This is a genomic window from Amycolatopsis ruanii (genome assembly GCF_003385175.1).
GTDB classification, from domain to species: Bacteria; Actinomycetota; Actinomycetes; order Mycobacteriales; family Pseudonocardiaceae; genus Amycolatopsis_E; species Amycolatopsis_E thermalba.
In genome coordinates this window covers 62964-85476 of record NZ_PQHY01000003.1, presented here as the reverse complement: position 1 = coordinate 85476, position 22513 = coordinate 62964, and the positions used below count along the sequence as shown (strand labels likewise).

The 22513-nt window shown below is 72.8% G+C and carries 21 protein-coding genes and 1 pseudogene; 15 read left to right on the top strand and 7 right to left on the bottom strand.

The genetic code is table 11. From position 1 onward, the window contains the following. Positions 1-30: 30 nt before the first annotated feature. The gene (locus tag D0D28_RS02400; RefSeq protein WP_116109550.1) at positions 31-1488 is read right to left on the bottom strand and encodes a phospholipase D-like domain-containing protein; all 1458 of its coding nucleotides are present in this window, start codon (positions 1486-1488) and stop codon (positions 31-33) included. A gap of 465 nt (positions 1489-1953) precedes the next feature. Between D0D28_RS02400 and D0D28_RS02395 the strand changes: the two genes are divergently transcribed. Further along, entirely contained in the window at positions 1954-2922 is a 969-nt protein-coding gene (locus D0D28_RS02395) for an NAD(P)H-dependent flavin oxidoreductase (RefSeq protein WP_116109549.1), read from the top strand. 35 nt (positions 2923-2957) lie between these two features. Further along, positions 2958-3581, top strand: a pseudogene (locus D0D28_RS02390) (ROK family protein); the annotation flags it as partial. 9 nt (positions 3582-3590) lie between these two features. Here the strand turns inward: D0D28_RS02390 and D0D28_RS02385 are convergent. Continuing rightward, complete coding sequence (locus tag D0D28_RS02385; RefSeq protein ID WP_240323053.1) at positions 3591-4667, bottom strand: LysR family transcriptional regulator; 1077 nt, start codon at positions 4665-4667, stop codon at positions 3591-3593. 104 nt (positions 4668-4771) lie between these two features. On the opposite strand from D0D28_RS02385, the gene D0D28_RS02380 reads away from it, so the two are divergent. Both D0D28_RS02380 and D0D28_RS02375 read left to right on the top strand, forming a co-directional pair. Beyond that, positions 4772-5875 (top strand): LLM class flavin-dependent oxidoreductase, encoded by a 1104-nt coding sequence (locus D0D28_RS02380; RefSeq protein ID WP_116109547.1) that lies wholly within the window; start codon positions 4772-4774, stop codon positions 5873-5875. Continuing rightward, on the top strand, positions 5872-8232 hold the full coding sequence (locus D0D28_RS02375) for a beta-glucosidase (protein WP_116109546.1): 2361 nt from the start codon (positions 5872-5874) through the stop codon (positions 8230-8232). Before D0D28_RS02380 ends, D0D28_RS02375 begins: the two co-directional genes overlap by 4 nt. Before the next feature lie 144 nt (positions 8233-8376). Here D0D28_RS02375 and D0D28_RS02370 read toward each other — a convergent pair whose 3' ends face one another. From D0D28_RS02370 to D0D28_RS02350, 5 genes are all read right to left on the bottom strand, one after another. After that, entirely contained in the window at positions 8377-8868 is a 492-nt protein-coding gene (locus D0D28_RS02370) for a hypothetical protein (RefSeq protein ID WP_094005110.1), read from the bottom strand. Between the two features lie 165 nt (positions 8869-9033). Beyond that, positions 9034-9810: a TIM barrel protein gene (locus D0D28_RS02365; RefSeq protein WP_198958199.1), complete on the bottom strand. Its 777-nt coding sequence runs from the start codon at positions 9808-9810 to the stop codon at positions 9034-9036. 14 nt (positions 9811-9824) lie between these two features. Next, complete coding sequence (locus tag D0D28_RS02360; RefSeq protein WP_116109545.1) at positions 9825-10766, bottom strand: sugar phosphate isomerase/epimerase family protein; 942 nt, start codon at positions 10764-10766, stop codon at positions 9825-9827. Further along, positions 10763-11701 (bottom strand): sugar phosphate isomerase/epimerase family protein, encoded by a 939-nt coding sequence (locus D0D28_RS02355; protein WP_116109544.1) that lies wholly within the window; start codon positions 11699-11701, stop codon positions 10763-10765. Before D0D28_RS02355 ends, D0D28_RS02360 begins: the two co-directional genes overlap by 4 nt. 46 nt (positions 11702-11747) lie before the next feature. Then, the gene (locus D0D28_RS02350; RefSeq protein WP_162830960.1) at positions 11748-13100 is read right to left on the bottom strand and encodes an MFS transporter; all 1353 of its coding nucleotides are present in this window, start codon (positions 13098-13100) and stop codon (positions 11748-11750) included. Positions 13101-13383: 283 nt separating this feature from the next. Between D0D28_RS02350 and D0D28_RS35465 the strand changes: the two genes are divergently transcribed. The 11 genes from D0D28_RS35465 to D0D28_RS02295 all read left to right on the top strand — a co-directional run bounded on the left by D0D28_RS35465 (position 13384) and on the right by D0D28_RS02295 (position 22318). Then, complete coding sequence (locus tag D0D28_RS35465) at positions 13384-14772, top strand: MFS transporter (protein WP_158224419.1); 1389 nt, start codon at positions 13384-13386, stop codon at positions 14770-14772. Position 14773: 1 nt separating this feature from the next. After that, on the top strand, positions 14774-15253 hold the full coding sequence (locus tag D0D28_RS02340; protein WP_116109542.1) for a flavin reductase family protein: 480 nt from the start codon (positions 14774-14776) through the stop codon (positions 15251-15253). A 44-nt stretch (positions 15254-15297) separates the two neighbouring features. Beyond that, positions 15298-15963, top strand: a complete 666-nt coding sequence (locus D0D28_RS02335) for a TetR/AcrR family transcriptional regulator (RefSeq protein ID WP_240323052.1) — start codon at positions 15298-15300, stop codon at positions 15961-15963. 82 nt (positions 15964-16045) lie between these two features. Beyond that, complete coding sequence (locus D0D28_RS02330) at positions 16046-17041, top strand: sugar phosphate isomerase/epimerase family protein (RefSeq protein WP_116109541.1); 996 nt, start codon at positions 16046-16048, stop codon at positions 17039-17041. A gap of 10 nt (positions 17042-17051) precedes the next feature. Beyond that, positions 17052-17423, top strand: coding sequence for a C-glycoside deglycosidase beta subunit domain-containing protein (locus tag D0D28_RS02325; RefSeq protein WP_094005102.1), 372 nt, complete (start codon positions 17052-17054; stop codon positions 17421-17423). Then, entirely contained in the window at positions 17420-18877 is a 1458-nt protein-coding gene (locus tag D0D28_RS02320; protein ID WP_116109540.1) for a GMC oxidoreductase, read from the top strand. Before D0D28_RS02325 ends, D0D28_RS02320 begins: the two co-directional genes overlap by 4 nt. 1 nt (position 18878) lies before the next feature. After that, the gene (locus D0D28_RS02315; RefSeq protein WP_116109539.1) at positions 18879-19220 is read left to right on the top strand and encodes a VOC family protein; all 342 of its coding nucleotides are present in this window, start codon (positions 18879-18881) and stop codon (positions 19218-19220) included. Positions 19221-19337: 117 nt separating this feature from the next. Continuing rightward, a complete protein-coding gene (locus D0D28_RS02310; RefSeq protein WP_094005099.1) occupies positions 19338-19838 on the top strand; it encodes a winged helix-turn-helix transcriptional regulator in 501 nt (166 codons plus the stop codon). A 53-nt stretch (positions 19839-19891) separates the two neighbouring features. Continuing rightward, positions 19892-20398, top strand: coding sequence for an SRPBCC family protein (locus D0D28_RS02305; protein ID WP_094005098.1), 507 nt, complete (start codon positions 19892-19894; stop codon positions 20396-20398). Beyond that, entirely contained in the window at positions 20398-21438 is a 1041-nt protein-coding gene (locus tag D0D28_RS02300) for an LLM class flavin-dependent oxidoreductase (RefSeq protein ID WP_116109538.1), read from the top strand. The genes D0D28_RS02305 and D0D28_RS02300 overlap by 1 nt, the downstream gene beginning before the upstream one ends. Positions 21439-21508: 70 nt before the next feature. Then, positions 21509-22318, top strand: coding sequence for an alpha/beta hydrolase family protein (locus D0D28_RS02295; RefSeq protein ID WP_116109537.1), 810 nt, complete (start codon positions 21509-21511; stop codon positions 22316-22318). Positions 22319-22513: the final 195 nt, after the last annotated feature.

Genomic DNA, 22513 nt, shown 5'->3' with positions numbered 1-22513 from the left:
GCCGGGGCGGCCCGAGGCGGCCGCCCCGGTTCAGCCGTCCACGAGCAGGCCGCGCAGGGGGCCCTGCAGCCGTTCCGCGCGGCGGGACACCCCGGGGAGCAGCACGAGCCGGTGCGTGCGCGGTTCGCCACGGCGTTCCCGCTCGGCCTGGTCCTCGGCGATCGGGCGCCACAGGGTGTCGACGACGTGCGCCGGGTCGGTGTCCAGCTCCGGCGCGGGGCGTCTCAGGTGCTCGGCCCACAGGCGCAGGCGCGTGGCCCGGATCAGGTCGCGGTCGTCGGTCGCGACGTTGACCTCGGTGTCGTTGAACAGGGAGTGCTCGTTGAGGTTGGCCGAGCCGATCGTCATCCACTCGTCGTCGACGATGCCCAATTTGGCGTGCACGTACACCGGCGCGGCGGAGTCGCCGTCGTGGCTGCTGATCGTGGTGGCCAGCGGGCGGCGGTTGCCGTCGTCGGCGTCCAGCAGCCGGCCGAGCTGGCCGCGGGTGGTGTCCGCGCCGTTGCTCGGTTTGCGCGGCAGCAGCAGGACCACGCGGAAGTCGTCGTCCGGCGGGTGGCACAGCTTGTCGATCAGCACCTCGGCGATCTCCGGTGACCAGAGGAACTGGTTCTCCAGGTACACCAGCCGCCGGGCCGAGCGCAGGGCGCGCAGGTAGGCGTCGAGGATGGTGAACTCGCCCCGCGGGGCGAAGGCGTAGGTCTTGTCCGGCACCGTGCGCAGCAGTTGCACGTTGCTGGTGCCGGCCGGCTCCGGCACCGCGGGACGGGGCAGGTCCTCGCCCGCCACCTCGGTCCACCGCTGCCGGAAGTGCTCGGCCACGTCGGCGACGACCGGTCCGCGCAGGCGGGTCATCAGGTCGTGCCAGCCGATCGGCCGGTCCGGCGGGTGTTCGGGGCTGTCGTGGCGATCGCCCTCCAGCGCGGTGAAGTCCACCCCGCCGACGAAGGCGACCTCGTCGTCGACGACGACGAGTTTCTCGTGGTGGCAGTGCATCGTCCGTTCGCGCCCGTCGAGAACGCACCGGACGGCGGTGTTTTCGGTGAACTTGCGCCGCTCCGCGCGGACGAGCCCGCGGGTGGGCTGGAAGGCGGGCACCGGCGGACCGGCCCACACGAGCAGCCGCACGTCGACGCCGCGCTGGGCGGTCGAGGCGAGCAGGTCGCGCAGGGTCGGCGCGTCCGGTTCGCGGGTGAGGCGGAAGTCCGGGCTGGCGTGCCAGTTGGCGATGTGGACGTGGGACTTCGCGCCGCGGATCGCGGCGGCGATGGCGGGCAACGCTTCTTCCCCGTCGACCAGCACCTCCAGGCGGTTGCCGTGCCGGATGGCGGCGCGCCCGCCGAAGCGGTCCTCGGCGCCGGTGGGTTCGAGGACCTCCCCCCAGCCGAGCCGGCGCAGGCGGCGTTCGTGGTGGGAGCAGAGCGCGTGTTCCAACCCGTCGCCGAGCCGTTCGTCCACCTTGTCCAGGAGCGAGCGGAACGTCTTCATTCCTCCCATGTCACTACAGATCGGGCCACTCCGCCGGGCAAGATGGGCGGATGACCGAGTGGCGGCGGCAACGCGAGGCGCTGCGCGGCTGGGAAGGACGGTGGTCCGCGGACTTCGCCGAGCGCGGCCACGCGGTGACGATCGAGGTCGAACCCGGTGCGGAGCCCCCCCACCGGCGCGCGGTGGCAGCGCGCGGACACCGGTGCGATCCAGCAGGAGATCCGGTTCGTGCCACCCGGCCCGGCGAGCCCGGTCCTGGGAGCGGGACCGGCGGCAACGGCACTGGCTCTCGGAGGTGGACCTGGCCGACCACGCGATCGCCGTGCTGACCGCCCTTCTCCGTCGACCGCTGGCCTCCTGTCAAGCCCTCCGCGGCGACGAGATGAAGTTCACGCCCCATACCTAGCGCTCGTTCAGTCGCGTTATCGTCGCCCCTACCCAGGGACACCGGAAGGGGCTGACGCAATGGTGCGCACGCGGTTCTGCGACGTCTTCGGGGTCGAGTACCCGATCGTGCAGGGCGGGATGCAGTGGGTGGGCCGCGCGGAGCTGACCTCGGCCGTGGCGAACGCCGGCGGGCTCGGCTTCCTCACCGCGCTGACGCAGCCCACGCCCGAGGATCTGGCGAAGGAGATCGCCCGGTGCCGGGAGATGACCGACAAACCCTTCGGCGTCAACCTGACCATCCTGCCCGCCATCAACCCGCCACCGTACGCCGAGTACCGCGATGTCATCGTCGAGTCCGGGATACCGGTGGTGGAGACCGCGGGCTTCAACCCGGCCGAGCACCTGCCGGCCTTCCGCGCGGGCGGGGTCAAGGTGCTGCACAAGTGCACCAGCGTCCGGCACGCCGTGAAGGCCCAGGAACTCGGCGTGGACGGCATCTCCATCGACGGCTTCGAGTGCGCCGGGCACCCGGGCGAGGACGACATCCCCGGCCTGGTCCTGATCCCGGCCGCCGCGGAGAAGATCACCATCCCGATGATCGCCTCCGGCGGGTTCGGCGACGCCCGCGGGCTGCTGGCCGCGCTGGCGCTGGGCGCGGACGGCATCAACATGGGCACCCGTTTCCTCGCCACGGCCGAAGCCCCGGTGCACGACAACGTCAAGAAGCGGCTCGTCGCCAACAGCGAGCGGGACACCGAGCTGATCTTCCGCCCGCTGCGCAACACCGCCCGCGTCGCCCGCAACTCGATCTCCACCGAGGTCGTCTCGATCCTGAACCGGGGTGGGAAGTTCGAGGGCGTGCGCGATCTGGTCGCCGGCGCCCGCGGCCGCCGCGTGTTCGAAGACGGCGACCTCGAACTGGGCATCTGGTCGGCGGGCATGGTGCAGGGCATCATCGACGACGTGCCCACCGTGGCCGAGCTGATCGAGCGCATCGTCACCGAGGCCCGCGACCTCATCGGACGGCTCGCGAGCGTCCTGAACTGACCGTCGCCACCGGGCGACTGGTCGCGCCGCCGATCATGCCCGGGTGGGACGGGTTCAGCGTCCGGTCCTGGTTGCGCGACCACTACGACGCCCCGGTCTGGGGCGACAACGACGCGAACCTGATGGCGTTCGGCGAGTGGACCAAGGGCGAGCCGCGGGACGGCCGGGACCTGCTGTTCCTCAAGGTGGGCACGGGGGTCGGCGCCGGGCTGATCGTGCGCGGCCGGGTGCTGCGCGGCCGGCAGGGCGCGGCCGGCGACATCGGGCACATCCACGTCACCGACGACCCCGCCGCCGGGTGCCGGTGCGGCCGCACCGGGTGCCTGGAAGCCGTCGCCAGCGGGTGGGCCATCCTCCGCCGGGCCACGGAGCGCGCGGCGGACAGTCCGGTGTTGTCGGCGGTGCTGCGGGAACGCGGCGAGATCAAGGGCGGCGATCTCGGCGAGGCGGTGCGGGCGGGAGATCCGCTGGCGGTCCGGCTGGTCGACGAGGCGTCCGAGGTGATCGCCGGGGTGACCGCGAACCTGCTGAACTTCTGCAACCCCGCCGTGCTCGTGGTGGGCGGCGGCGTGCTGCGCACCGGGACGCGGTTCCTGGACCAGTTGTCGCGCACGGTGCTCCAGCGGTGCACCGATCTGGTGCGGCGTGACCTGACCATCCGGGCCGCGTCACCGGACCACCTCGAAGGCGTCACCGGCGCCGGTCTGCTGGCCGCGGAGAACCTGCTCGCCCCGCCCGCGCTCAGCCGGTGGATCGACCGGGGCACCCCGCTCGGGCAGGCCGCTCTGCTCCAGCGGTTCTCGGCCGACCTGGCCTGACCGCCCGTCCCGGCCCGGCAGCACGAGCGCGCGCCCGGCCTCGCCGAACACCTCGCGCATCCAGCGGTGCTCCGGGTCGTCCTCGTGCATCGGGTGCCACCACAGCGCCTCCACCAGCGGAACCGGTTCGAACGGGCACGGCAGCACCCGCACCCCGTCCACACCGGACAGCCGCGCGGCGAGGTGCCCCTGGATCAGGCCGATCCGCTCCGTGCCGGCGACCAGGTGGGGCAGCGCGAGGAAGCTCTCCACCACGGCGGTCACCCGCGGCTCGATCCCGAGCGCCTGCAGCTGCCGCGCGACCGTGGTGAACGCCGTCGCCGACAGGTAGGTGAACACCCACGGCAGCTTCCGCAGGTCGTCCATCGTCAGGACGTCGCCGACCCGCTCGTTGCCCGTCGCGACGACGCAGCACCACGTGTCGGAGAACAGGTCGGCGTGCGGGGTGCCGTGCAGGAACCCGTGCGGCAACAGCACCGCGTCGGCCCCGCGCAGGCTCTCCGGCGCCTGGTCCACAACGGACGGTGTGGTGGGCTCGAACCGCAACCGCATCCCCGGCGCGCGCTCGTCCAGGATCGCGCCGACCGCGCCGCCCAGGACGGCCATCACGTAGTCCGACGCCAGGATCCGGAACTCCCGTCCGGAGGTGGCCGGGTCGAAGCCCGGGTGACGGCTGAACGCCTGCCGGACCCCGGTCAGCGCGGCCTCGGCGCGCGGGCGCAGCTGCGCGGCCAGCGGAGTCAGCTCGTAGGCGTTGCCGTTGCGGACCAGCAGCTGGTCGCCGAAGTGCCGGCGCAGCCGGGCGAGCGAGGAGCTGAGCGCGGGCTGGCTGAGCCCCAGCCGCCCGGCGGCGCGCGTGACGCTCTTCTCGCCGAGGCGCTCGTCGAGCGGGACGAGGAGGTTCAGGTCCAGGTTCGTGAGGTTCACGGTCTCCCTCTCCGTTCGCCGTTGACTCGGGGACGCGGAGCAGTCTAACCTCAAATCAGAATCATCATGTTAAATTTATTTCTGATCGACCACTGGAGGTCGCCGTGCACTTCTCCGCGTTCCTGACCACCCGGTCCTCCGGTCCCGCCGACGACCGGCCCGTCATCAGGGCGATGGTCGACCACGCGGTGGAGGCCGAGCGGCTCGGTTTCGACGCCGTCTTCCTGCCCGACCACCACTTCACCGGCTACGCGCCGCCGGCCAGCGACCCGATGATGTTCGCGGCCTACCTCGCCGCGAAGCTGCCCCGGTTGCACTTCGGGTTCTCCGTGCAGACCATCCCGCTGCACCACCCGGTGCGCTTCGCCGAACGGCTCAACCTCATCGACCAGCTCACCGACGGCAAGGTCCTCGTCGGCACCGGCAGCGGGACCACGCCCGAGGAGATGATCGGCCTGGGGATCAACTACCGGGACACGGCCGGACTGTCGGTGTCCAATCTGGAGATCGTGGAACGCCTGTGGGCCAAGCAGATCTCCGATCCGCCGGTCGAGTTCGACAACGGGCACTACCGCGGCTCAATCGTCTCCCGGATCGTGCCCGCCCCCTGTTCCCCGGAGGGCCCGCGGCTGATGTCGGTCGCGGCCCGCCCGTCGAGCACGCAGCGCGCCGCGGACAAGGCGCAGCCCGCGTTCATCCTGGCCTTCACCCCGCCGACCATCGACGACGGACGGCCGCTGGAGCACCTGCGCCGCTACTTCCAGGCCTACCGCGAGGCGCTGGAGGCGGCCGGGCACGACGAGGCACGCGTGGCCCGTGCCCTGGACTGGACCACCCACACCTACCAGCACGTGCACGTCGCCGAGACCGACGAGCAGGCCGAGGAGGAGCTGCAGCTGCTCATGGAGCAGTACCAGGAGGCCATCGAGCGCGAGCACGTGGCGAACCTGGCCGCGGAGCGGATCACCGGCGTGACCATGCCTCCGCCGCCGGACGCCCGCAAACCCGGCTATCAGCGCACCTGGTGCCTGTGGGGCAGCCCGGAGACCGTCACCGAGCACCTGCGTGAGATCGCGGGCATCGGCATCGGCAACGTGCTCGGCGGGTTCCTCGGCGGCCCGCTGACCCCGGAGCGGGTCGCCCTCGGCCGCCGGTCGATGGAGCTGTTCGCCACCCGCGTCATGCCGCACTTCCGGACGGCGGCGTGACCGGCGCCCTGGATCCGGCGCGCCGGGCGGCCCTGACGGCGGGGGAGACCGGGTACCGCACCCCGGCCGAGCCCGCCGCCGGGCTGCGGCCGATGTACCTGGTGGACGGTCCGCTCGGCCTGGTCAGCCCCACTTTCGACGAGCGCGAGACGTCGCTGCTGCTGCCGAGCGGGATCGCGCTGGGCGCCACCTGGGACCCGGACGTCGTGCGGTCGGTCGCGGCCGCCGAGGGGGCGGAGGCCCGCCGCCGCGGCTTCGACGCGGTCTACGCCCCCAACCTCAACCTGGCCCGCACCGGGTTGTCCGGGCGGACGTTCGAGATGCTGTCGGAGGACCCGCTGCTCGCCGGGGTGCTGGGCGCGGCGTTCGTCGAGGGCCTGCAGGGGCAGGGCGTCGCCGCGGTGCCGAAGCACCTGGTGTGCAACGACACCGAGACCGAGCGGCAGCGGATGAGCGCCGATGTCGACGACACGGCCCTGCGCGAGGTGTACCTGCGGCCGTTCGAGCTCGCCGTGCGCGCGGGGGCCTGGGCGCTGATGACCGCCTACAACCGTCTCAACGGGACGCCGTGCGCGGCGCACACCGAGCTGCTGGCGATCGTCAAGGGCGAATGGGGGTTCGACGGGCTGGTGATCTCCGACTACTTCGCCCTGCACGAAACCCTCGGGCCCGCGCTCGCCGGGCTCGACCTCGAGATGCCCGGCCCGGCGATCCACTTCGGAGCCCGCTTGGCGGAGGCCGTCGAGCGTGGGGAAGTGCCGCAGGCGCGTGTCGACGACGCCGTGACCCGGTTGCTGCGGCTCGCCGGGCGGGTGGGCGCGCTCGAGGGCAGCGAGCGGCAGGTCAGCGCTCCGGCCGTGCCCGCGGGCCGCGCACATGAGGTGCTGGTGGAGGCGGCCGTGGCGGCGTTCGTCCTGTGCCGCAACGAGGACGTGCTCCCGCTGGACCCGGCGGTCCGGCGGCTCGCGGTGATCGGGCCGAACGCCGACCGGCCGTGCTTCCAGGGCGCGACGTTCGGCCGCATCCGTCCCGGCGGGGGTGTCACCACGCCGGTGGAGGCGGTGCGCAAGCGCTTTCCCGGCGAGGTGGTGCACGAGCGCGGGGTGGACGGGGTGCCACCCGCGCCGCTGGGCGGGTTCGCCGTGTCCACTCCGGACGGACGGCCGGGTGTGCTGCTGGAGCACTTCCGGGGTGGGGAGCTGGTGCTGTCCGAGGTGCGTGCGGACAGCACGTTCATCTGGTTCGGTGACGTGCCGGGCGCCGGGCCGACCACCGAACCGGGGACGCTGCGGCTGACCGCGGTGTTCACGCCTCCCGTCGAGGGGCGGTGGACCTTCGGGGCGGGTGGTTCCGGCGCCACCACGCTGTCGGTCGGCGGGACGGTGCTGGCGTCGCAGCCGGCCCCCGCCCCGGGTGATGTGATGGGGCAGGTCGCGCGCGCGGAGACCACCGGCGCCGGCATCGAGCTGCGGGCCGGGGAACCGGTGACCGTGGTCGCCGAGATGGTCTCGGCGGGCAGCCGGGTGCAGGCGCTGACAGTGTCCTGCACGCCGCCCTCGGCGCCCGGGGCGCTGGAGCGGGCGCGGCGGCTGGCGGCGGAGGCCGACGCGGTGGTCCTCGTGGTCGGGGACGAGCTGGAAACCTCGCGGGAGAGCCGGGATCTGGCCTCCTCGGCGCTGCCTGCCGCGCATCGGGAGCTGATCCGCGAGGTCGGCCGGGTCAACCCGCGGACCGTGGTGGTCGTGAACGCGGGCCGGCCGGTGGACGCGCCGTGGGCCGGGGACGTCGGCGCGGTGCTGCAGGGCTGGTTCGCCGGGCAGGGCTTCGGGGAAGCGCTCGCGCGGGTCCTCGCGGGCGACGACGAGCCCGGCGGGCGGATGCCGGTGACGGTCCCGCTGCGCGACGAGGACCGGTCCACGCACGGGGAGGTGCTGGTCGCGGACCTGCGCCGGGACTACACCGCCGCCGAGCCGACGGGCTACCGGCACCTCGCGCGCAGCGGCACGCGGGCGCGGTTCGCGTTCGGCTCCGGGCTCGGTTACACGACGTTCCGCTTCGGTCCCGCGGCGGTGGACCGAGCCGGGGTGCGGGTGCCGGTGACCAACACGGGACCGCGGCGGGGGCGCGAGGTGGTGCAGGTCTACGTCCGGGCACCAGGAGAGGAGGATGCGCGACTGGCGGGATTCACCGGCGTGCGGCTGGACCCGGACGAGACGGCGGAGGTGACGGTCCCCCTGGACGAGCGAACGTGGCACCGCTGGCGCGAGGGCCGGTGGGTGGTGCCGCCCGGGGTGCACGAGGTGCTGGTGGCACGATCCGCAGAGGAGATCACCCAGGTCCTGCACCGCGAGTGGTGACCCGGTGGTGGCGGCGCGAGGGCCGGTGGGTGGTGCCGCCCGGGATGCACGAGGTGCTGGTGGCACGATCCGCAGAGGAGATCACCCAGGTGCTGCACCGCGAGTGGTGACGGTGGGGGGACCCCGCGTCCCCCCACCCACCGGTCAGCCGAAGCTCATCTTCACGTCGCTGACGTACCAGGTCGCGTCCAGTTGCCGCAGCGCGAGGCTGAGCCGGACCGACTCGGCCCCGGTGGCGCCGATCGACTGCAGGTCCCGCAGCGAGTGCCCGTTCACGAGCACGTCCGTGTCCGGCACGAGAGCGGTCGCGCCCTGCGGGGTGACCTCGGCGACCGTGACCTGCGCCGGCAGGGTCACGACGTCCTTCCGCCACGCCTCGCGCAGGCCGTCGAGCGTGGAGCCGGCTTGGGCGCACGTCTCCGGGCTCACCCGCTTCGGGGGCTCCGTGCCCTCGTCGACCATCAGCTCACACGCCGCGTCGTACCGGTTCTCCAGCACCGCGCTCACCCACGCCGCGGTCACCGCCGCCGGCGTCGTGGCAGCGGCGCCGGCCGCCGGGGACGAGGGCGCGGTGGCCGCCGGCGCCTGGCTGCCACAAGCCGTCACGACGAACACCGTCGCGACACCGAGGACCATGCGTACGCCCCGCACGCGGCCGGGGCTGTCATTCCTGGAAATGGGACTTCTCCGCTCGAACTCGGGTTGGGGAAGCGGACGATACTCCGCCCCCGATCGCGTCCTTAGTGGACCAGCGACCGCGCGGCAGGCGGCGTAAGCGGTGCGCCCGAACAGCTCAGCGCGTCAGAGCCCGGCCGCGATCTCGCCGATCGCCCGCAACGACGTCATCGAATCGGTCGTCGGCACGTACTCCAGCCCGAACGGTCCCGCGTAGCCCAGCTCCCGCAGCTCGCGCAGCCGCGCCGCCCAGTCGACCGTCCCGGTGCCCGGTTCGGTGCGATCGGGCAGGTCGGCGATCTGCACGTGCGACACCAGGTCCATCGCACCGGCCACCTCCCGCGCCGGCGTCTCGCCCATCTGCAGCGAGTGGTAGGCGTCGTAGAGCAGGGCGAGCCCGGGCGAGCCGACCTCGCGCACCGCGGCCAGGCACTCGGCCGTCGTGTCGAACAGGGTGCCCGGGTGGTCCACCTTCGTGTTCAGGTTCTCCAGCACGATCGTGACACCGCGCGCGGCGGCGATCTCGGCGCCGGCCTTCAGCGCCTCGACCACGATGCCGTGCTGCACGGCCCGCTTCAGGTACGGCAGGCCGACGCCGGAACCGGTCACGATCCGGGTGCAGCCCAGCCGGTTCGCCACCGCCACGGCCTCGCGCACGTGCGCGAGGAACCCCTCGTGCGTCTTCGCGTCCGCGAGCGTCAGCCGTCCCTCGATCAGCATCGTGTGCAGCGTCGAACCGGTGGACGCGAGGGCCTTTTCGAGGTGGTCGAGGTCCTTGTCGCTGTGCGACCAGATCTCCACGACGTCGAAACCGTGGTCGGCGGCCGCGCGGACGCGGTCCCCGGGGTCGTCCCCGGCTTCGCGGAACAGCAGCTCGATGTTGACGGACAGGGGAAGTGACACGGGATCTCCCAGTTTCAGTTGCGGCCGAACAGACGTTGCGCGTACCAGCCGTTGAGCATCGCGCTGCGGGCCGGGTTGGGCGTCTGCTCGCTTTCGAACACCGCCCAGCCGGACCAGTCGCGCAGCAGCGCGGCCACCGCGGGGAAGTCCACCAGGCCGCCGCGCGTGCCGCATTCGTAGAACCAGCGCTCGATCTCCCGGGCGCCGCCTTCGGACAGCATGCTCGCCTCGGCGTGCGGGGCGAACCGCTCACCGGTCTCGTCGACGTGACGGGTGTCCTTCAGGTGCAGGTGGTCCACGCGGTCGAGGTGGTCGCCGAGCACCCGTACCGGGTCGAGCCCGGCGACCGTCAGCTCGGCGGTGTCCACGGTGAGCCCGACCAGGGCCGGGTCGGTGCCCTCCAGTAGCCCGGCGAGCACCTTCTCGTCGGCCGCCGCGGACAGGCAGTCCACGTGCAGCGACACGCGCACCCCGGACTCCGCCGCCATCGCGCCGACCACGTTCCACCCGTCGGCCGCGTCGGAAAGGCGGCCGTCGGTCAGCGTGCCGTGCGCGGGCAGCGCCCGCACCACCAGCCGGTCGGCGCCGGCGTCGGCGAGGAACTCCGCGAACGGCCGCAGGGACTCCGCGATCGCGGCGTGCTGGGCGTGGTCCAGAATGGACCGTCCGCGGCTCAGCTCCTCGTCCACCGGCTCGCCCGGATCGACGTAGTAGGAGCACACCCGCAGCCCGATGTCCCGCACCAGGGCGAGGAAGGCGGCGGTGGACCCGTAGGTGGCCGCGATCGAGGAGGGCCGGCCGAGCGGGTCCCAGCGGCCGGTGCCCGCCCGCAGCTCGACGCCGGTGAAGCCGCACGCGGCGATCACCTTCAGCGCGCGCCGGTGCTGCTCGGGCCGGGTGAAGTCGTCGAAGTTCGGCTTCCACTGGTTGATGGCGTATCCCAGGCGGACGGTCATGCGGAGATCTCCGAGAGGACGGTGCGGGCGTACCACATGGACAGTGCGGTGGCCTCGGCGTAGTCGCCGCCGATGTTGGCCTTGTCGTGCTCCACGGTGATCCAGCCGGTGTAGCCGGTGTCCCGGATCGCGCGCATCAGCCGCGGGAAGTCGACCAGCCCGCCCTCGGTGCCCATCTCGTGGAACCAGCGGTCGGTCTGCGGAGCCATCAGCTCGGCGTCCGGGCTGTGCCGGTACGCCTGTGTGGTGTCCACCTGGCGGGTGTCCTTGAAGTGGAAGCCGGAGCAGCGCTCGTGCAGGTCGAGGAACAGCGCGACCGGGTCGATGCCGGCGATGCAGTGCTGGGCGGTGTCGCAGAAGAAGCTCACGTACCGCGGGTCGGACCAGTCGTAGAACTTGCGGATGTCGGCCTCGGTGCGGATGGCGCAGAAGAACTCGTGGTGGGCCGTGGTCCGCACCCCGAACTCGGTCAGCGTCATCTCGCCGACGCGGCTCCAGCACTCCGCCGCGGCCTTGATCTTGTCGTCGGTCACCGGCGCGGCCGCGGTGTAGAGGCTCGCCGGCATCACGATCAGGTTCTCGATGTCGAGCGCCTGCCACATCCCCAGCATCCGCCGCGTGCTCTCCACGATCTCGTCGTGCGTCTCGCGCACGTGCGGATCGGCCAGGCGCGGGTCGTACATGATGCCGCGGAACAGGTTGACGATCTTGTCGATGCCGTGGTCGCGCAGGTAGTCCTGGTAGTTCGCGACCGAGCCGAACATGCCGCTCAGCGCGAAGACCTGGAAGTCGAACATGTCCAGGCCCGCGAAGCCGACCGCGCTGATCTGCTTCACGAAGTCGTCCATGTGGCGGCGGGCCGAGTACTGCGTCACCGGGCCACGCGGGCTGTCCACCCGCCAGTGGTCCATGTAGCTCCAGCGGAGCGTGGTCATCGTCGATCAACTCCGAAACGTCGGGTGCACCAGTGAAACATAATTATTATTCTGATTCTAGTCTGCGGTCCGGCAGGGCCAGCGCGTACGCGAACCCGGCCGCGAAGCACATCGCGGCGGTCGCGAACACCGGCGCGTAGGACCCGCCCGCGGCCCGGGCGACCCGGGCGCCGAGCACGGCCGCGCCGACCGTGACCCCGGCCTCCCGCACGAACGCCAGTCCCGCGGTGACCGCCCCGGCCCGCCGGGCCCCGCCCGCGTCCTGCGCCACCACGACGACGATCTGCATGAACAGCCCGGTGCCGAGCCCGAGCAGCGCAAGCAGCGCCGCGACGACCGGCAGGGGCGCCTCGCCGATCGACGCCAGTGCCGCTGCCGCGCCGCCGGACAGCGCGCACCCCGCGACCGGGAAGGGCCGCCACGCGCCCCATCGGCGCACCGCGAACCCGGACGCGTTGACCCCGGCGACGATCCCGGCGGTCACCGGCAGCAGCAGGAGACCGCCGGTGGTCGCCGAGGTCCGGTACACCTCCTGCACCCAGGTCGGCACGTAGGCCAGCACCCCGAACAGGCCGATCCCGCCGGCCAGGGCCAGCAGGCAGCACAGCAGCACCGTGCGGTCCCGCGCCAGCGTCACCGGCAGGACCGGATCGGCAGCCCGGCGCTCCCAGGCCAGCGCGGCCGCGGCGACCACCGCCGTGCCCGCGGCCGCCGTCACCGTGGCCGCGTGCCAGCCGGTTTCGGCGACCGCGGTGGTGACCAGGACGAGCCCGCTGGCCGCTGCGGCGAGCAGTACGGCGCCGGTGGTGTCGAACCGCGCCGGCGCGTCCGGCCGCCGCCCGGCCGGGACCGCGACGAGCACGAGCGCCGCCGCGGCCGCGCCGAGCGGGAGGTTCAGCCAGAAGATCCAGCGCCATGAGGCCAGGTCGGTCAGCCAGCCGCCGAGCAGGGGCCCGGCCACGGTCGCCACGGCGTACACCGCGCCGAGCGGCCCCAGGAACGCGGTCCGCTCCCGGGCCGGCACCGCCCCGGCGACGACCGCCTGCGGGAGCACCAGCAGCCCGGCGCCGCCGAGCCCCTGCGCCAGCCGCGCGGCGGCCAGGAACTCGACGTTCCCGGCGAGCCCGCAGGCGCCGGAGGAGATCACGAAGACGCCGATCGACAGCGCCAGCACCCGGCGGTGCCCGAAGCGGTCGCCCAGCGCCCCGGCGGCCGGCATCGCGGCGGTCAGGGCCAGCGCGTACGCGGTGACGACCCACGAGACGCGCGACGGCGCGCCCAGTTCGGTCACGATCGCCGGCAGGGCGGTGGCGACGATGGTCTGGTCGAGCGCGCCGAGTGCGGTGACGAGGACGAGGCAGGCGAACAGGGCACGGCGCCCGGTGGCGGTCGTGGACACGGGAAGACTCCTGGAACCGACGGCGGCGACCGGGCGCGGGGAGGGGTCGGCTCCCCGGCGGGCGGCTCGGCGGCACACCCCGCCGTCACCGGGAGTATGCACCACGTGCGCACCGGTCCGGCGCGCTCGGCGACGCGTTTCCGCAGGTCAGTCCGGCGGCATCGCTGTCGTGGATAAGCAGAATCCGAACTACGAATTTCCTTTATGCTGTCGGCGTGCCGCATCGTGGTCGGTGTCTTCCCCGGCGCCACGACGGCGCCGTTGTGCGCAAAGGAGCGGCACTGTGGACATCACCAGCGACGTCACCGCCCGGGTGACGCCCGGGCGCGCGGTCCGGCTCGGATGGCGGGAGAAGCTCGGCTACGGAGCCGGCGACCTCGCCTCGAACCTCTCCTGGAACCTCGTCGGCGGGTTCCTGCTCTACTACTACACCGACGTGGCCGTGGTGCCGGTCGCCGCGCTCGGCACCCTGTTCCTGGTCGCCCGCCTGCTGGACGCGATCATCGATCCGGCGATCGGGGTCCTGGTCGACCGCACGCGGTCGCGCTGGGGCAAGGCCCGTCCCTACCTCGTCTTCGCGTCGATCCCGTTCGGCGTCCTCGGCGTGCTCACCTTCACCGTCCCCGACCTCGGCGACGCCGGGAAGCTGATCTACGCGTTCCTCACCTACCTCACGCTGGGCCTGCTGTTCTCGCTGGTCAACGTCCCGTACAGCTCGCTGCTGCCGATGATGACGCGGGATCCGCAGGAGCGGATGCAGATGGGCGGGCTGCGCGCGATCGGCAGCTCGGTCGGGTCGATCATCGTCACCGCGGGCACCACGCCGTTCGTGGCGCTGCTCGGCGGCGGCGACGAGCAGCGCGGCTGGACCATCGCCACGCTCATCTTCAGCGTGCTCAGCGTCGGCTTCTTCGTGTTCACCTTCCTGGTCTGCAAGGAGCGCTACGCCCTGCCGCCGGAGACCGACTCGCTGCGGCCGCGCGACGCGCTGCGCACCCTGTGGGGCAACCGCGTCTGGAAGATCACCTTCGTCTACGGGGTGCTCAACTTCGTGCGGCTGGGCATGGTGCTCGCGGTGACCGTCTACTTCGCACTCGCGGTGCTGCACGCGCCGTGGGCGATCTCGGTGCTGCTGCCGCTGGTGTCCGGCGCGATGATCGTCGGCGGTGTCGTGGCCCCGGCGTACTACCGCCGGTTCGGCAAGCGGCGCGGCAACATCCAGGCGCTGGGCGTCGGGTTCGTCTTCTGGGCCGCGATGATCCCGCTGGAGAGCAGCTTCCCGGCGTTCCTGACCTGCTACATCATCGCCACCCTGGCGATCAACCTGTCGATGGTCTCGATGTTCACCATGGTCGCCGACACCGTCGAGTACCAGCAGTGGCGGTTCGGCACCCGCAACGAGGGGCTGCTGTCCTCGGGCATCAGCTTCGCCACCAAGGTCGGCTCGGCGATCGGCGCGGCCGCCGTCGCCTACGGCCTGGGCGTCGCGGGATACACGCCGGGCGAGGCGAACGGCTCGGCGCTGACCGCGATCCGGGTGATGTTCTACGGCGCCCCGCTGCTGCTGATCGTGCTGCAGGCGCTGACGATGGCGTTCTGGGACCTCGACGGCAAGCACGAACGCATGGCCGAGGAGATCGACCGCGCGACCCGCGCGAAGGAGGAGGGCTGACGTGAACCCCTTCGACGGCGCCGAGTTCCGGCGCGCGTTGAGCCACTACCCGACCGGTGTCTGCGTCATCACCGCCGGCACCGGCGCCGGGATGGTGGTCGGCACGTTCACCTCGGTGTCGCTGGACCCGCCGCTGGTGGGGTTCCTGCCCGACCGGGCCAGCACGTCGTGGCCGCGGATCCGCGAGACCGGCCGCTTCTGCGCCAACGTCCTCGCCGCCGGCAGCGAACAGCTGTGCCGGGACTTCGTGCGCAAGGCGCCGGACCGGTTCGCCGTGCACGGCCTGCCCGGCCCGGCGCTGTTCGGGCCGCGGCTGTCCGGCACGGTCCTGCGGGTCGGCTGCGACATCGAAGCGGTGCGGCCGGCCGGTGACCACGAACTGGTGCTGGGCCGGGTGCGTGAGCTGGAGGTCGAGCCGGACGCGGGGGAGCCGATGGTGTTCCTGCGCGGCCGCTACGCCGCGGCGGCGGTGCCGGCGTGATCCCGGTGTCGCCCGCGGTGACCGCGGTGCCGTACGGTCGGCCCGTGGAGAGCGTCAACGCCCGGGTCCGGGAGCCCAAGCAGGAGCGCAGCCGGCTGTCGTTCGACAAGGCCCTCGACGCGGTGATCGCGTTGCTGGTCGAACGCCGCTCGGACTCCTTCACCCTCGCCGACGTCGCCCAGCGCGCCGGGGTGTCCACCGGATCGATCTACGGCCGGGTGAGCAGCAAGGACGACCTGATCCGCACCGCGCACGCCCGCGAGATGGAACGGATCGGCGACGAGCAGCGCGCGGCGTTCGCCGAGCCGGCCCCGGCGGGCGAGACGTTCGGCGAGGCGGTCGAGCGGGTCATCGGCACGGCGGCCGAGCTGCTGCGCCGCAACGCGCCGGTGCTCGGCCCGTTCATGCTGCTGGCCAACACCGACGCGCAGATCGCCGAGCTGGGCGGGGCCGCGCACGCGGAGCTGCGGGAGGCGTTCGTCGCCGCGCTGGCCGAGCGGGCGGACGAGATCAGCCACCCTGAGCCGCGCCGGGCGCTGGAGTGGAGCTTCACCGTCGTCTACAGCGTGCTCGCCCGCTGGCTCGCCCTGGGCAGCACGCAGCAGGCGTCCGGCGAGGGGGAGTGGTCCGGCATCCTGGCCGACCTCGCCCGGATGGTGCTGGCCTTCCTCACCCAGCCCGCGGCACCGCGGAAGAGCCGCCGGCGCTGACGCTTCCCGCGGGGAGACCCTGGCATTTCCCGGCGCTGGAAATTAGAATCATCATGCTGAATATGAAAGTAGAGGAGAACCCGTGAGCGCCCCTCCCGACCGCCCGCGCCGCGGCGTGAGCCTGTACTCCTTCCAGGAGGAGTACTTCCTGCGCACGATGTCCGTCGAGGACTGCGTGGCCGCCTGCGCGTCCCTGGGCGCACTGGGGATCGAGATCATCCCGGAGCAGTCGATCCCGGGCTACCCGGTGCTGACCGGCGAGTTCGTGGCGCGCTGGCACGACTGGATGGCGACCTACGGGACGACCCCGGTGGCCACCAACGCCTTCCTCGACACCAAGCTCCACGCCGGCCGCTGGCTCACCCTCGACGAGCAGGTGGCCTCGGTGCGGCGCGACATCGACATCGCCGTCCGGCTCGGGGCCGGCATCGTCAAGGCCACCATCAACTTCTCGCCCGAGGTGATGGCCGCCGCCGCGCCCTACGCCGAGGACCGCGGCGTGCGGCTGCTGCTCGAGGTGCACGCGCCGTTCCACTTCACCCACCCGTGGATCCTCGAACACCTCGCAGTGATGCACCGGTGCGGCCCGCACGTGCTCGGGCTGATGCCGGACATGGGCGTGCACGTCCGGCGGTTCCCCCGCGTGGTCAGCGAACGGGCGCTGCGCGACGGCGCCCGGCCGGATCTCGTCGACTACATCGTGCGGACCTACGACGACCACGGCGACACCCACGCGCTGATGGACATCGTCAACTACCGCGGCGGCGGGCCGGTCGAGTTCGGGCTGGCGCGCCAGGCCACCCACTACATCTGGACCGAACCGAAGGACATGCTGGAGCACCTGCCGTTCATCGGGCACGTGCAGGCGAAGTTCTACGAGATGACCGACGAGGGCACCGAGTACAGCATCCCCTACGAGGAGATCGTGCCGGTGCTCGCCGCCGGCGGGTTCACCGGCTACCTGTCCAGTGAGTACGAGGGCAACCGGCACATCCAGGACGCCTTCCCCGTCGACAGCGTCGAGCAGGTGCGCCGCCAGCAGGAGATGCTGGCGCGGCTGCTCGGCGAGACCCCCTGAGGAGATCGCAGTGTTCGACCAGTACATCGTGTGCGGGCTGCGCGCCCGTGGCCGGTCCGGCGGGGAGGTGGAGGTGCGGATGCCCTACTACCGCGGGCTCTTCCTGTCCATGGTGGAGGCTGTCGACCTCGTCCTGGACGGCACCCCGGTGCCGCCGGAGCGCACCACCTTCACCGTGCACGGCAACACCTACACCTTCGCCGAACTGCCCCGGATCACCGACGATCGGTGGGAGATGGGGGAGCGGGCGGTGCTCGGCTTCACCACCGGCGAGCCGCTGGCGCCGGGCGAGCACGACGTGGCCGTCTCCGTGCGGCTGCGGATCTCCTACATGCCGGTGCCCGGTGGCGGGCGCGACCGCAAGCGGCTGGTCCTGGCATGAGGACGTTTCCCTCCACAGTGGACGTGGCGATCGTCGGGAGTGGACCGTGCGGGGCTGCCTACGCGCGGATCCTGTCCGAGACGCGACCGCACCTGCGGCTCGCCACGTTCGAGGCCGGGCCGTTGCTCGCCGATCCGCCGGGCGTGCACGTGAAGAACATCGCCGACCCGGCCGCGCGGGAACGGGCGCAGCGGCGCTCGGAGGGGCCCGGCGGTCCGGGGCGAGGGCGCCCGGGGACCTTCGTGCTCGGGGGCGAGGAGCTGCCCGCCGCGGCCATGTCGAGCAACGTCGGCGGCATGGGCGCGCACTGGACGGCGGCCTGCCCGCGTCCCGGCGGCAGCGAGCGGATCGGGTTCCTGCCGGATCTGGACGACCTGCTCGACGAGGCCGAACGGCTGCTCGCGGTGTCCGCGCACGCCTTCGACGACGCGCCCTTCGCCGCCGAGGTCCGCAAACGGCTGGCCGCGGCCTTCGACCCGGGCCGGAGCGAGGAGCGGCGGGTGCGGCCGATGCCGCTGGCCGTGCGGTGCGCTCCGGACGGCTCGCTGACCTGGTCCGGGGCCGACGTCGTGTTCGGCGAGGCGACCCGGCGCAACGAGCGGCACACGCTGTTCCCGGAAGCACTGGTGACGCGCGTGCTCGTGGCGGACGGGCGGGCCGCCGGTGTGCTCGTCCGCGACCTGCGGGACGGTGGCGAGCACGAGGTCCGCGCCGCGCGGGTCGTGGTGGCCCTGGCCGCGCTGCGGACCCCGCAGCTGCTGTGGGCGTCCGGGGTGCGGCCGCCCGCGCTCGGGCGGTACCTCAACGACCAGCCGCAGGTGGTGTTCGCGGTGCGGCTGCGCGATGCCGGATCCCTGGAGACCGATCCCCGGGGCCGGTCCCGGATCGTGCGGCAGAGCGGGGTGAGCTGGGTGCCGTTCACCGACGCCGAACCCTTCCACGGCCAGGTGATGCAGGTCGACGCGTCCCCGGTGCCGCTCGCGCCGGACGACGTGCCCGCGCCCGGATCGATCGTCGGGCTGGGCTGGTTCTGCGCCAAGGACGTGCGGGCCGCGGACCGCGTCGCGTTCGACGACACCGCACGCGACGGCTACGGCATGCCCGCGATGCGCATCCACTACCGGCTCACCTCGCGGGACGAGGCCGCGCTGGAGGCCGCCCGCACCGCCGTGCGCCGGGCCGCGGCCGCGCTCGGCGACCCGCTGGACGAGGAGCCGATCACGCTCCCGCCCGGATCTTCCCTGCACTACCAGGGGACTGTCCGGATGGGACGGTCCGATGACGGGACGTCCGTGTGCGACCCGTCGTCGCGGGTGTGGGGTGTCGACGGCCTGCACGTGGCCGGCAACGGCGTCATCCCCACCGCGACCGCCTGCAACCCGACGCTGACCTCGGTGGCGCTGGCCGTCGCCGGCGCCCGGCACATCGCCCGCACCCTACCGGCAGGAGCCTGACGTGGACATCAGCAAGATCGCGACGGTCGGCATGGTGACCGACCTGCCCGGCGCGGTGGCCGTGTGGTCGCGGCTGCTGGGCGCGGAACCGGCGTTCGTCGACGGCGACCGGTGGGCCCAGTTCGACGTGGCCGGGGCGCGGGTCGCGCTGTCCGGGACCGACAGCGTGACGTCCCGGCCCGCGTTGCTGCTGCGGGTCCCCGACCTGGCCGCCGCCCGAGCCGAGGCCGCGGCAGCGGGCCTGAAGACCGGCGAGGTCGAGGAAGGCCCGCACGAGCTGCGGTGTCTGGTGTGGACGGCGGAGGGTACCGAGATCGTGCTGCACAGCGCGAAGGCGGGCTGACCCCACCCGTTCGTCGGCATGTGGGTCACCGCCGACGTCCGCGACGGCGTGCTCCACCACGAGCACCTCGTCCTCTGCCGGGAAGGGTGACCCGCTCGCCCGGGTTACCCTGGCCGTATGAAGAGGACGTCGTTCGCGAACTGGCCGTGCTCGATCGCCCGCACCGTCGACCTGCTGGGCGACGCGTGGACGCCCCTGGTGCTGCGCGAGGCCTTCTACGGCGTCCGCCGGTTCGACGACTTCCAGCAGTCGCTGGGCATCGCCCGCAACACGCTCACCGACCGGCTGCGCCGGCTCGTCGAGCAGGGGCTGCTGGAGCGGCGGCCCTACCAGGACGAGCCGCGCCGCCACGAGTACCTGCTCACCGAGAAGGGGCGGGACTTCTTCGGCGTGCTGGCCGCGTTGTCCCGGTGGGGCGACCGGTGGCTCGCCGGTGACGAGGGCGCGCCGATCACCTTCCACCACGAGCCGTGCGGCCACGACACCCACGCCGAGGTCGTCTGTGCGCGGTGCGGCGAGCCGCTGCGCGCCGACGACACCCGGATGCGGCTCGGCCCCGGGTTCCCGGAGCGGCTCCGGAGCAGGCCGGACGTGCGCGACAGGTTCTTGACAGGCTGAGTCTTATTACGCAACTCTAGTGGCCGGACCCCGCGACGAGGAGGACGGCCGCGATGGAGTGGACGGGCGCGCGCTACGCGGACACGCCGACGGTGGAGGTGCGCACCTGGATCGACGCGCCGCCCGAGCGGGTGTGGGCCCTGGTCTCCGACATCGGGCTGATGCCGGAGATGAGCGACGAGTTGCAGTCCGTCGACTGGCTCGACGGCGCCACCGGCCCCGCGCCCGGCGCCCGGTTCGTCGGGCGCAGCAAGCACGAAGCGTTCGGGGAGTGGGTGACCACGTCGGAGATCGTCGAATTCGAGCCGGGCCGGGTGTTCGCCTGGGCGGTCGGGGACCCGGACGAGCCCAGCGCGACCTGGCGGTTCCGGGTGGAACCGCGGGACGGCGGCACGGAGCTGTCGCAGTGGATGCGCCTGGGGCCGGGGCGGTCCGGGTTGTCCGTGGCGATCGACCGGATGCCGGACAAGGAACAGAAGATCGTCTTCGTGCGGCTGCGCGAGTTCGAGCGCAACATGACCGCGACGCTGGAGTGCCTGAAGAAGCGGGCGGAGGCCTGATGCGCACCGCGACGACCGTCGAAGCGTCGAGCGGCTTCGGCGAGGTCGCGGATTTCGTGGTGGAGGCGGAGAAACTCGGCCTCGACATCTGCTGGGTCGCCGAGGCGTGGGGCTCCGACGGCCCGTCCGCGCTCGGCTACTTCGCCGCGCGCACCGAACGGATGCTGCTCGGGTCCGGCGTCATGCAGGTCGGCACCCGGACGCCGGTGGCGGTGGCGCAGACCGCGATCACACTGTCCAATCTGTCCGGTGGACGGTTCGTGCTGGGGCTGGGCGCGTCCGGGCCGCAGGTGATCGAGGGCCTGCACGGGGGGCCGTTCGCGCGGCCGCTGGCCCGGGTGCGGGAGACCGTGGAGATCGTGCGCCGGGTGATCGAGGGCGGCAAGATCTCCTACTCCGGCACGGAGTTCCGGATTCCGCTGCCGGGCGGGGAGGCGGTGCCGATGCGGCTGTCGATGCGCGCCGAGCACGAGATCCCGGTCTACCTGGCGACCCTGTCCCCGGCGATGCTGCGGCTGACCGGCGAGATCGCCGACGGGTGGCTGGGCACCAGTTTCGTGCCCGAGGGTGCGGGTGAGGCGTATTTCGCGCACCTGGACGAGGGGCTGGCGCGGAGCGGGCGCACCCGCGCGGATCTGGACGTGTGCCAGGGCGCGGAGGTGGCGTTCGCGCCGGACGAGGATGCGCTGCGGGCGATGGTGGCCGGCCGGAAGAAGGAGCTGGCGTTCAGCCTGGGCGGGATGGGTTCGGCGTCGGCCAACTTCTACAACCGGGCCTACAGCAGGCAGGGCTGGGCCGAGGTGGCGGCCGAGGTGCGGCAGCGGTGGCAGGCCGGGGACCGCGACGGGGCGGCCGCACTGGTGACCGACGAGATGGTCCTCGCCACGACGCTCATCGGCACCGAACCGATGGTGCGCGACCGGTTGCGTGTCTGGCGGGACGCGGGCGTGGACACGGTGCGCCTGTACCCGGCGGGGGACACCCTGGAGGCGCGCCTGGCAACCCTGGCCCGGGCGATCGAGCTGGTGCGTTCGGTGTGAGGTTTCGCTTGCAGCGAAAGGGCTTTCTCCATCGTCGCCCCGGTGTCTAGGGTGGACGTTGGGGGTGGTCATGGAAACTCTGACCGGAAGTGCCGCTGGGGTCCCGTACACGGCGTTGCCGCCGGCCGTCGACGGTCCCGCGCCGTTGATCGTCACCTGGCACATGCTCGACGCGCCCCGCACGGACGCGGCGTTCGCGGCCGCGCTGCCGATGCGCGGGGTGCCGGCGTGGCGGGTGCACCTGGGCATGCCGATGTGCGGCGCGCGGATGGTCGACGGCCGGGTCGGCGCGGTCGTCGAACTCGCCCGGCGGGATGCGTTGCTGGCGTTCCTGGCGCCGTTCGCCCGGCAGGCGGCCGAGGAGTTCCCGGCCGCGTTGGAGGCGCTGCGCCGTCAGTTGCCGGTCGACGACGGTCCGGTGAGCGTGCTCGGCGCCTCACTGGGTGGGGCGGTGGCGCTGAACGTGCTTGCCACGCAAGCGTTTCCGGTCCGCGCGGCGGCGCTCGTCAACCCCGCGGTGCGGCTGCGATCGGTGGTCCCGCTGACCGACGGGCTCGCCGGACACCCGTACCACTGGACCGAGGAGGCGCACCGGGTGGCGGAGGAGTTCGACTTCGTCGCCCGCGCCGGAGAAATCGCGGCGGAACTGCCACTACTGGTCGTCAGCGGGGAGCTGGACCACCCCGTCCTGCGCGCGGACGCCACCGCGCTGGTCGGGGAGCTGCGCGCCCACTCTGGTGGGGCCGAGCTGGTCACGGTGCCGGAGCTGGCGCACCCGCTGGCCGAGGAACCGGGCCTGGACCCGGCACCGCAGCTACCCACGGCCAAGTCGGTGGACGAGATCCTGACGAGGTGGTTCTCCCGGCAGCTCACGAACTGAAAAGCCGCCCGACGGGATCCCGGCCGAGCAACGCACCACCCATGAAGCACGGTTCCCGCCGGCCCGGAAGGCGCCGGCCCGGAAGACGGTGGTCCGGAAGGCGCCGGCCCCCAGGAGCAACGGCGGGGCCGGCATCCCGCACCTCGGCTGCCCACGTCGTGGGGCCGAAACGGGCGCCCCCGACCGGCGGCGGCA

Excerpts from the sequence above, each read along its gene's own strand:
- D0D28_RS02400 (WP_116109550.1), bottom strand. The coding sequence starts at position 1,488 with ATGAAGACGTTCCGCTCGCTCCTGGACAAGGTGGACGAACGGCTCGGC.
- D0D28_RS02360 (WP_116109545.1), bottom strand. The coding sequence starts at position 10,766 with ATGACCGTCCGCCTGGGATACGCCATCAACCAGTGGAAGCCGAACTTC.
- D0D28_RS02320 (WP_116109540.1), top strand. The coding sequence starts at position 17,420 with ATGAGGACGTTTCCCTCCACAGTGGACGTGGCGATCGTCGGGAGTGGA.
- D0D28_RS02300 (WP_116109538.1), top strand. The coding sequence starts at position 20,398 with ATGCGCACCGCGACGACCGTCGAAGCGTCGAGCGGCTTCGGCGAGGTC.
- D0D28_RS02370 (WP_094005110.1), bottom strand. The coding sequence starts at position 8,868 with ATGGTCCTCGGTGTCGCGACGGTGTTCGTCGTGACGGCTTGTGGCAGC.
- D0D28_RS02395 (WP_116109549.1), top strand. The coding sequence starts at position 1,954 with ATGGTGCGCACGCGGTTCTGCGACGTCTTCGGGGTCGAGTACCCGATC.
- D0D28_RS02355 (WP_116109544.1), bottom strand. The coding sequence starts at position 11,701 with ATGACCACGCTCCGCTGGAGCTACATGGACCACTGGCGGGTGGACAGC.
- D0D28_RS02305 (WP_094005098.1), top strand. The coding sequence starts at position 19,892 with ATGGAGTGGACGGGCGCGCGCTACGCGGACACGCCGACGGTGGAGGTG.
- D0D28_RS02310 (WP_094005099.1), top strand. The coding sequence starts at position 19,338 with ATGAAGAGGACGTCGTTCGCGAACTGGCCGTGCTCGATCGCCCGCACC.
- D0D28_RS02295 (WP_116109537.1), top strand. The coding sequence starts at position 21,509 with ATGGAAACTCTGACCGGAAGTGCCGCTGGGGTCCCGTACACGGCGTTG.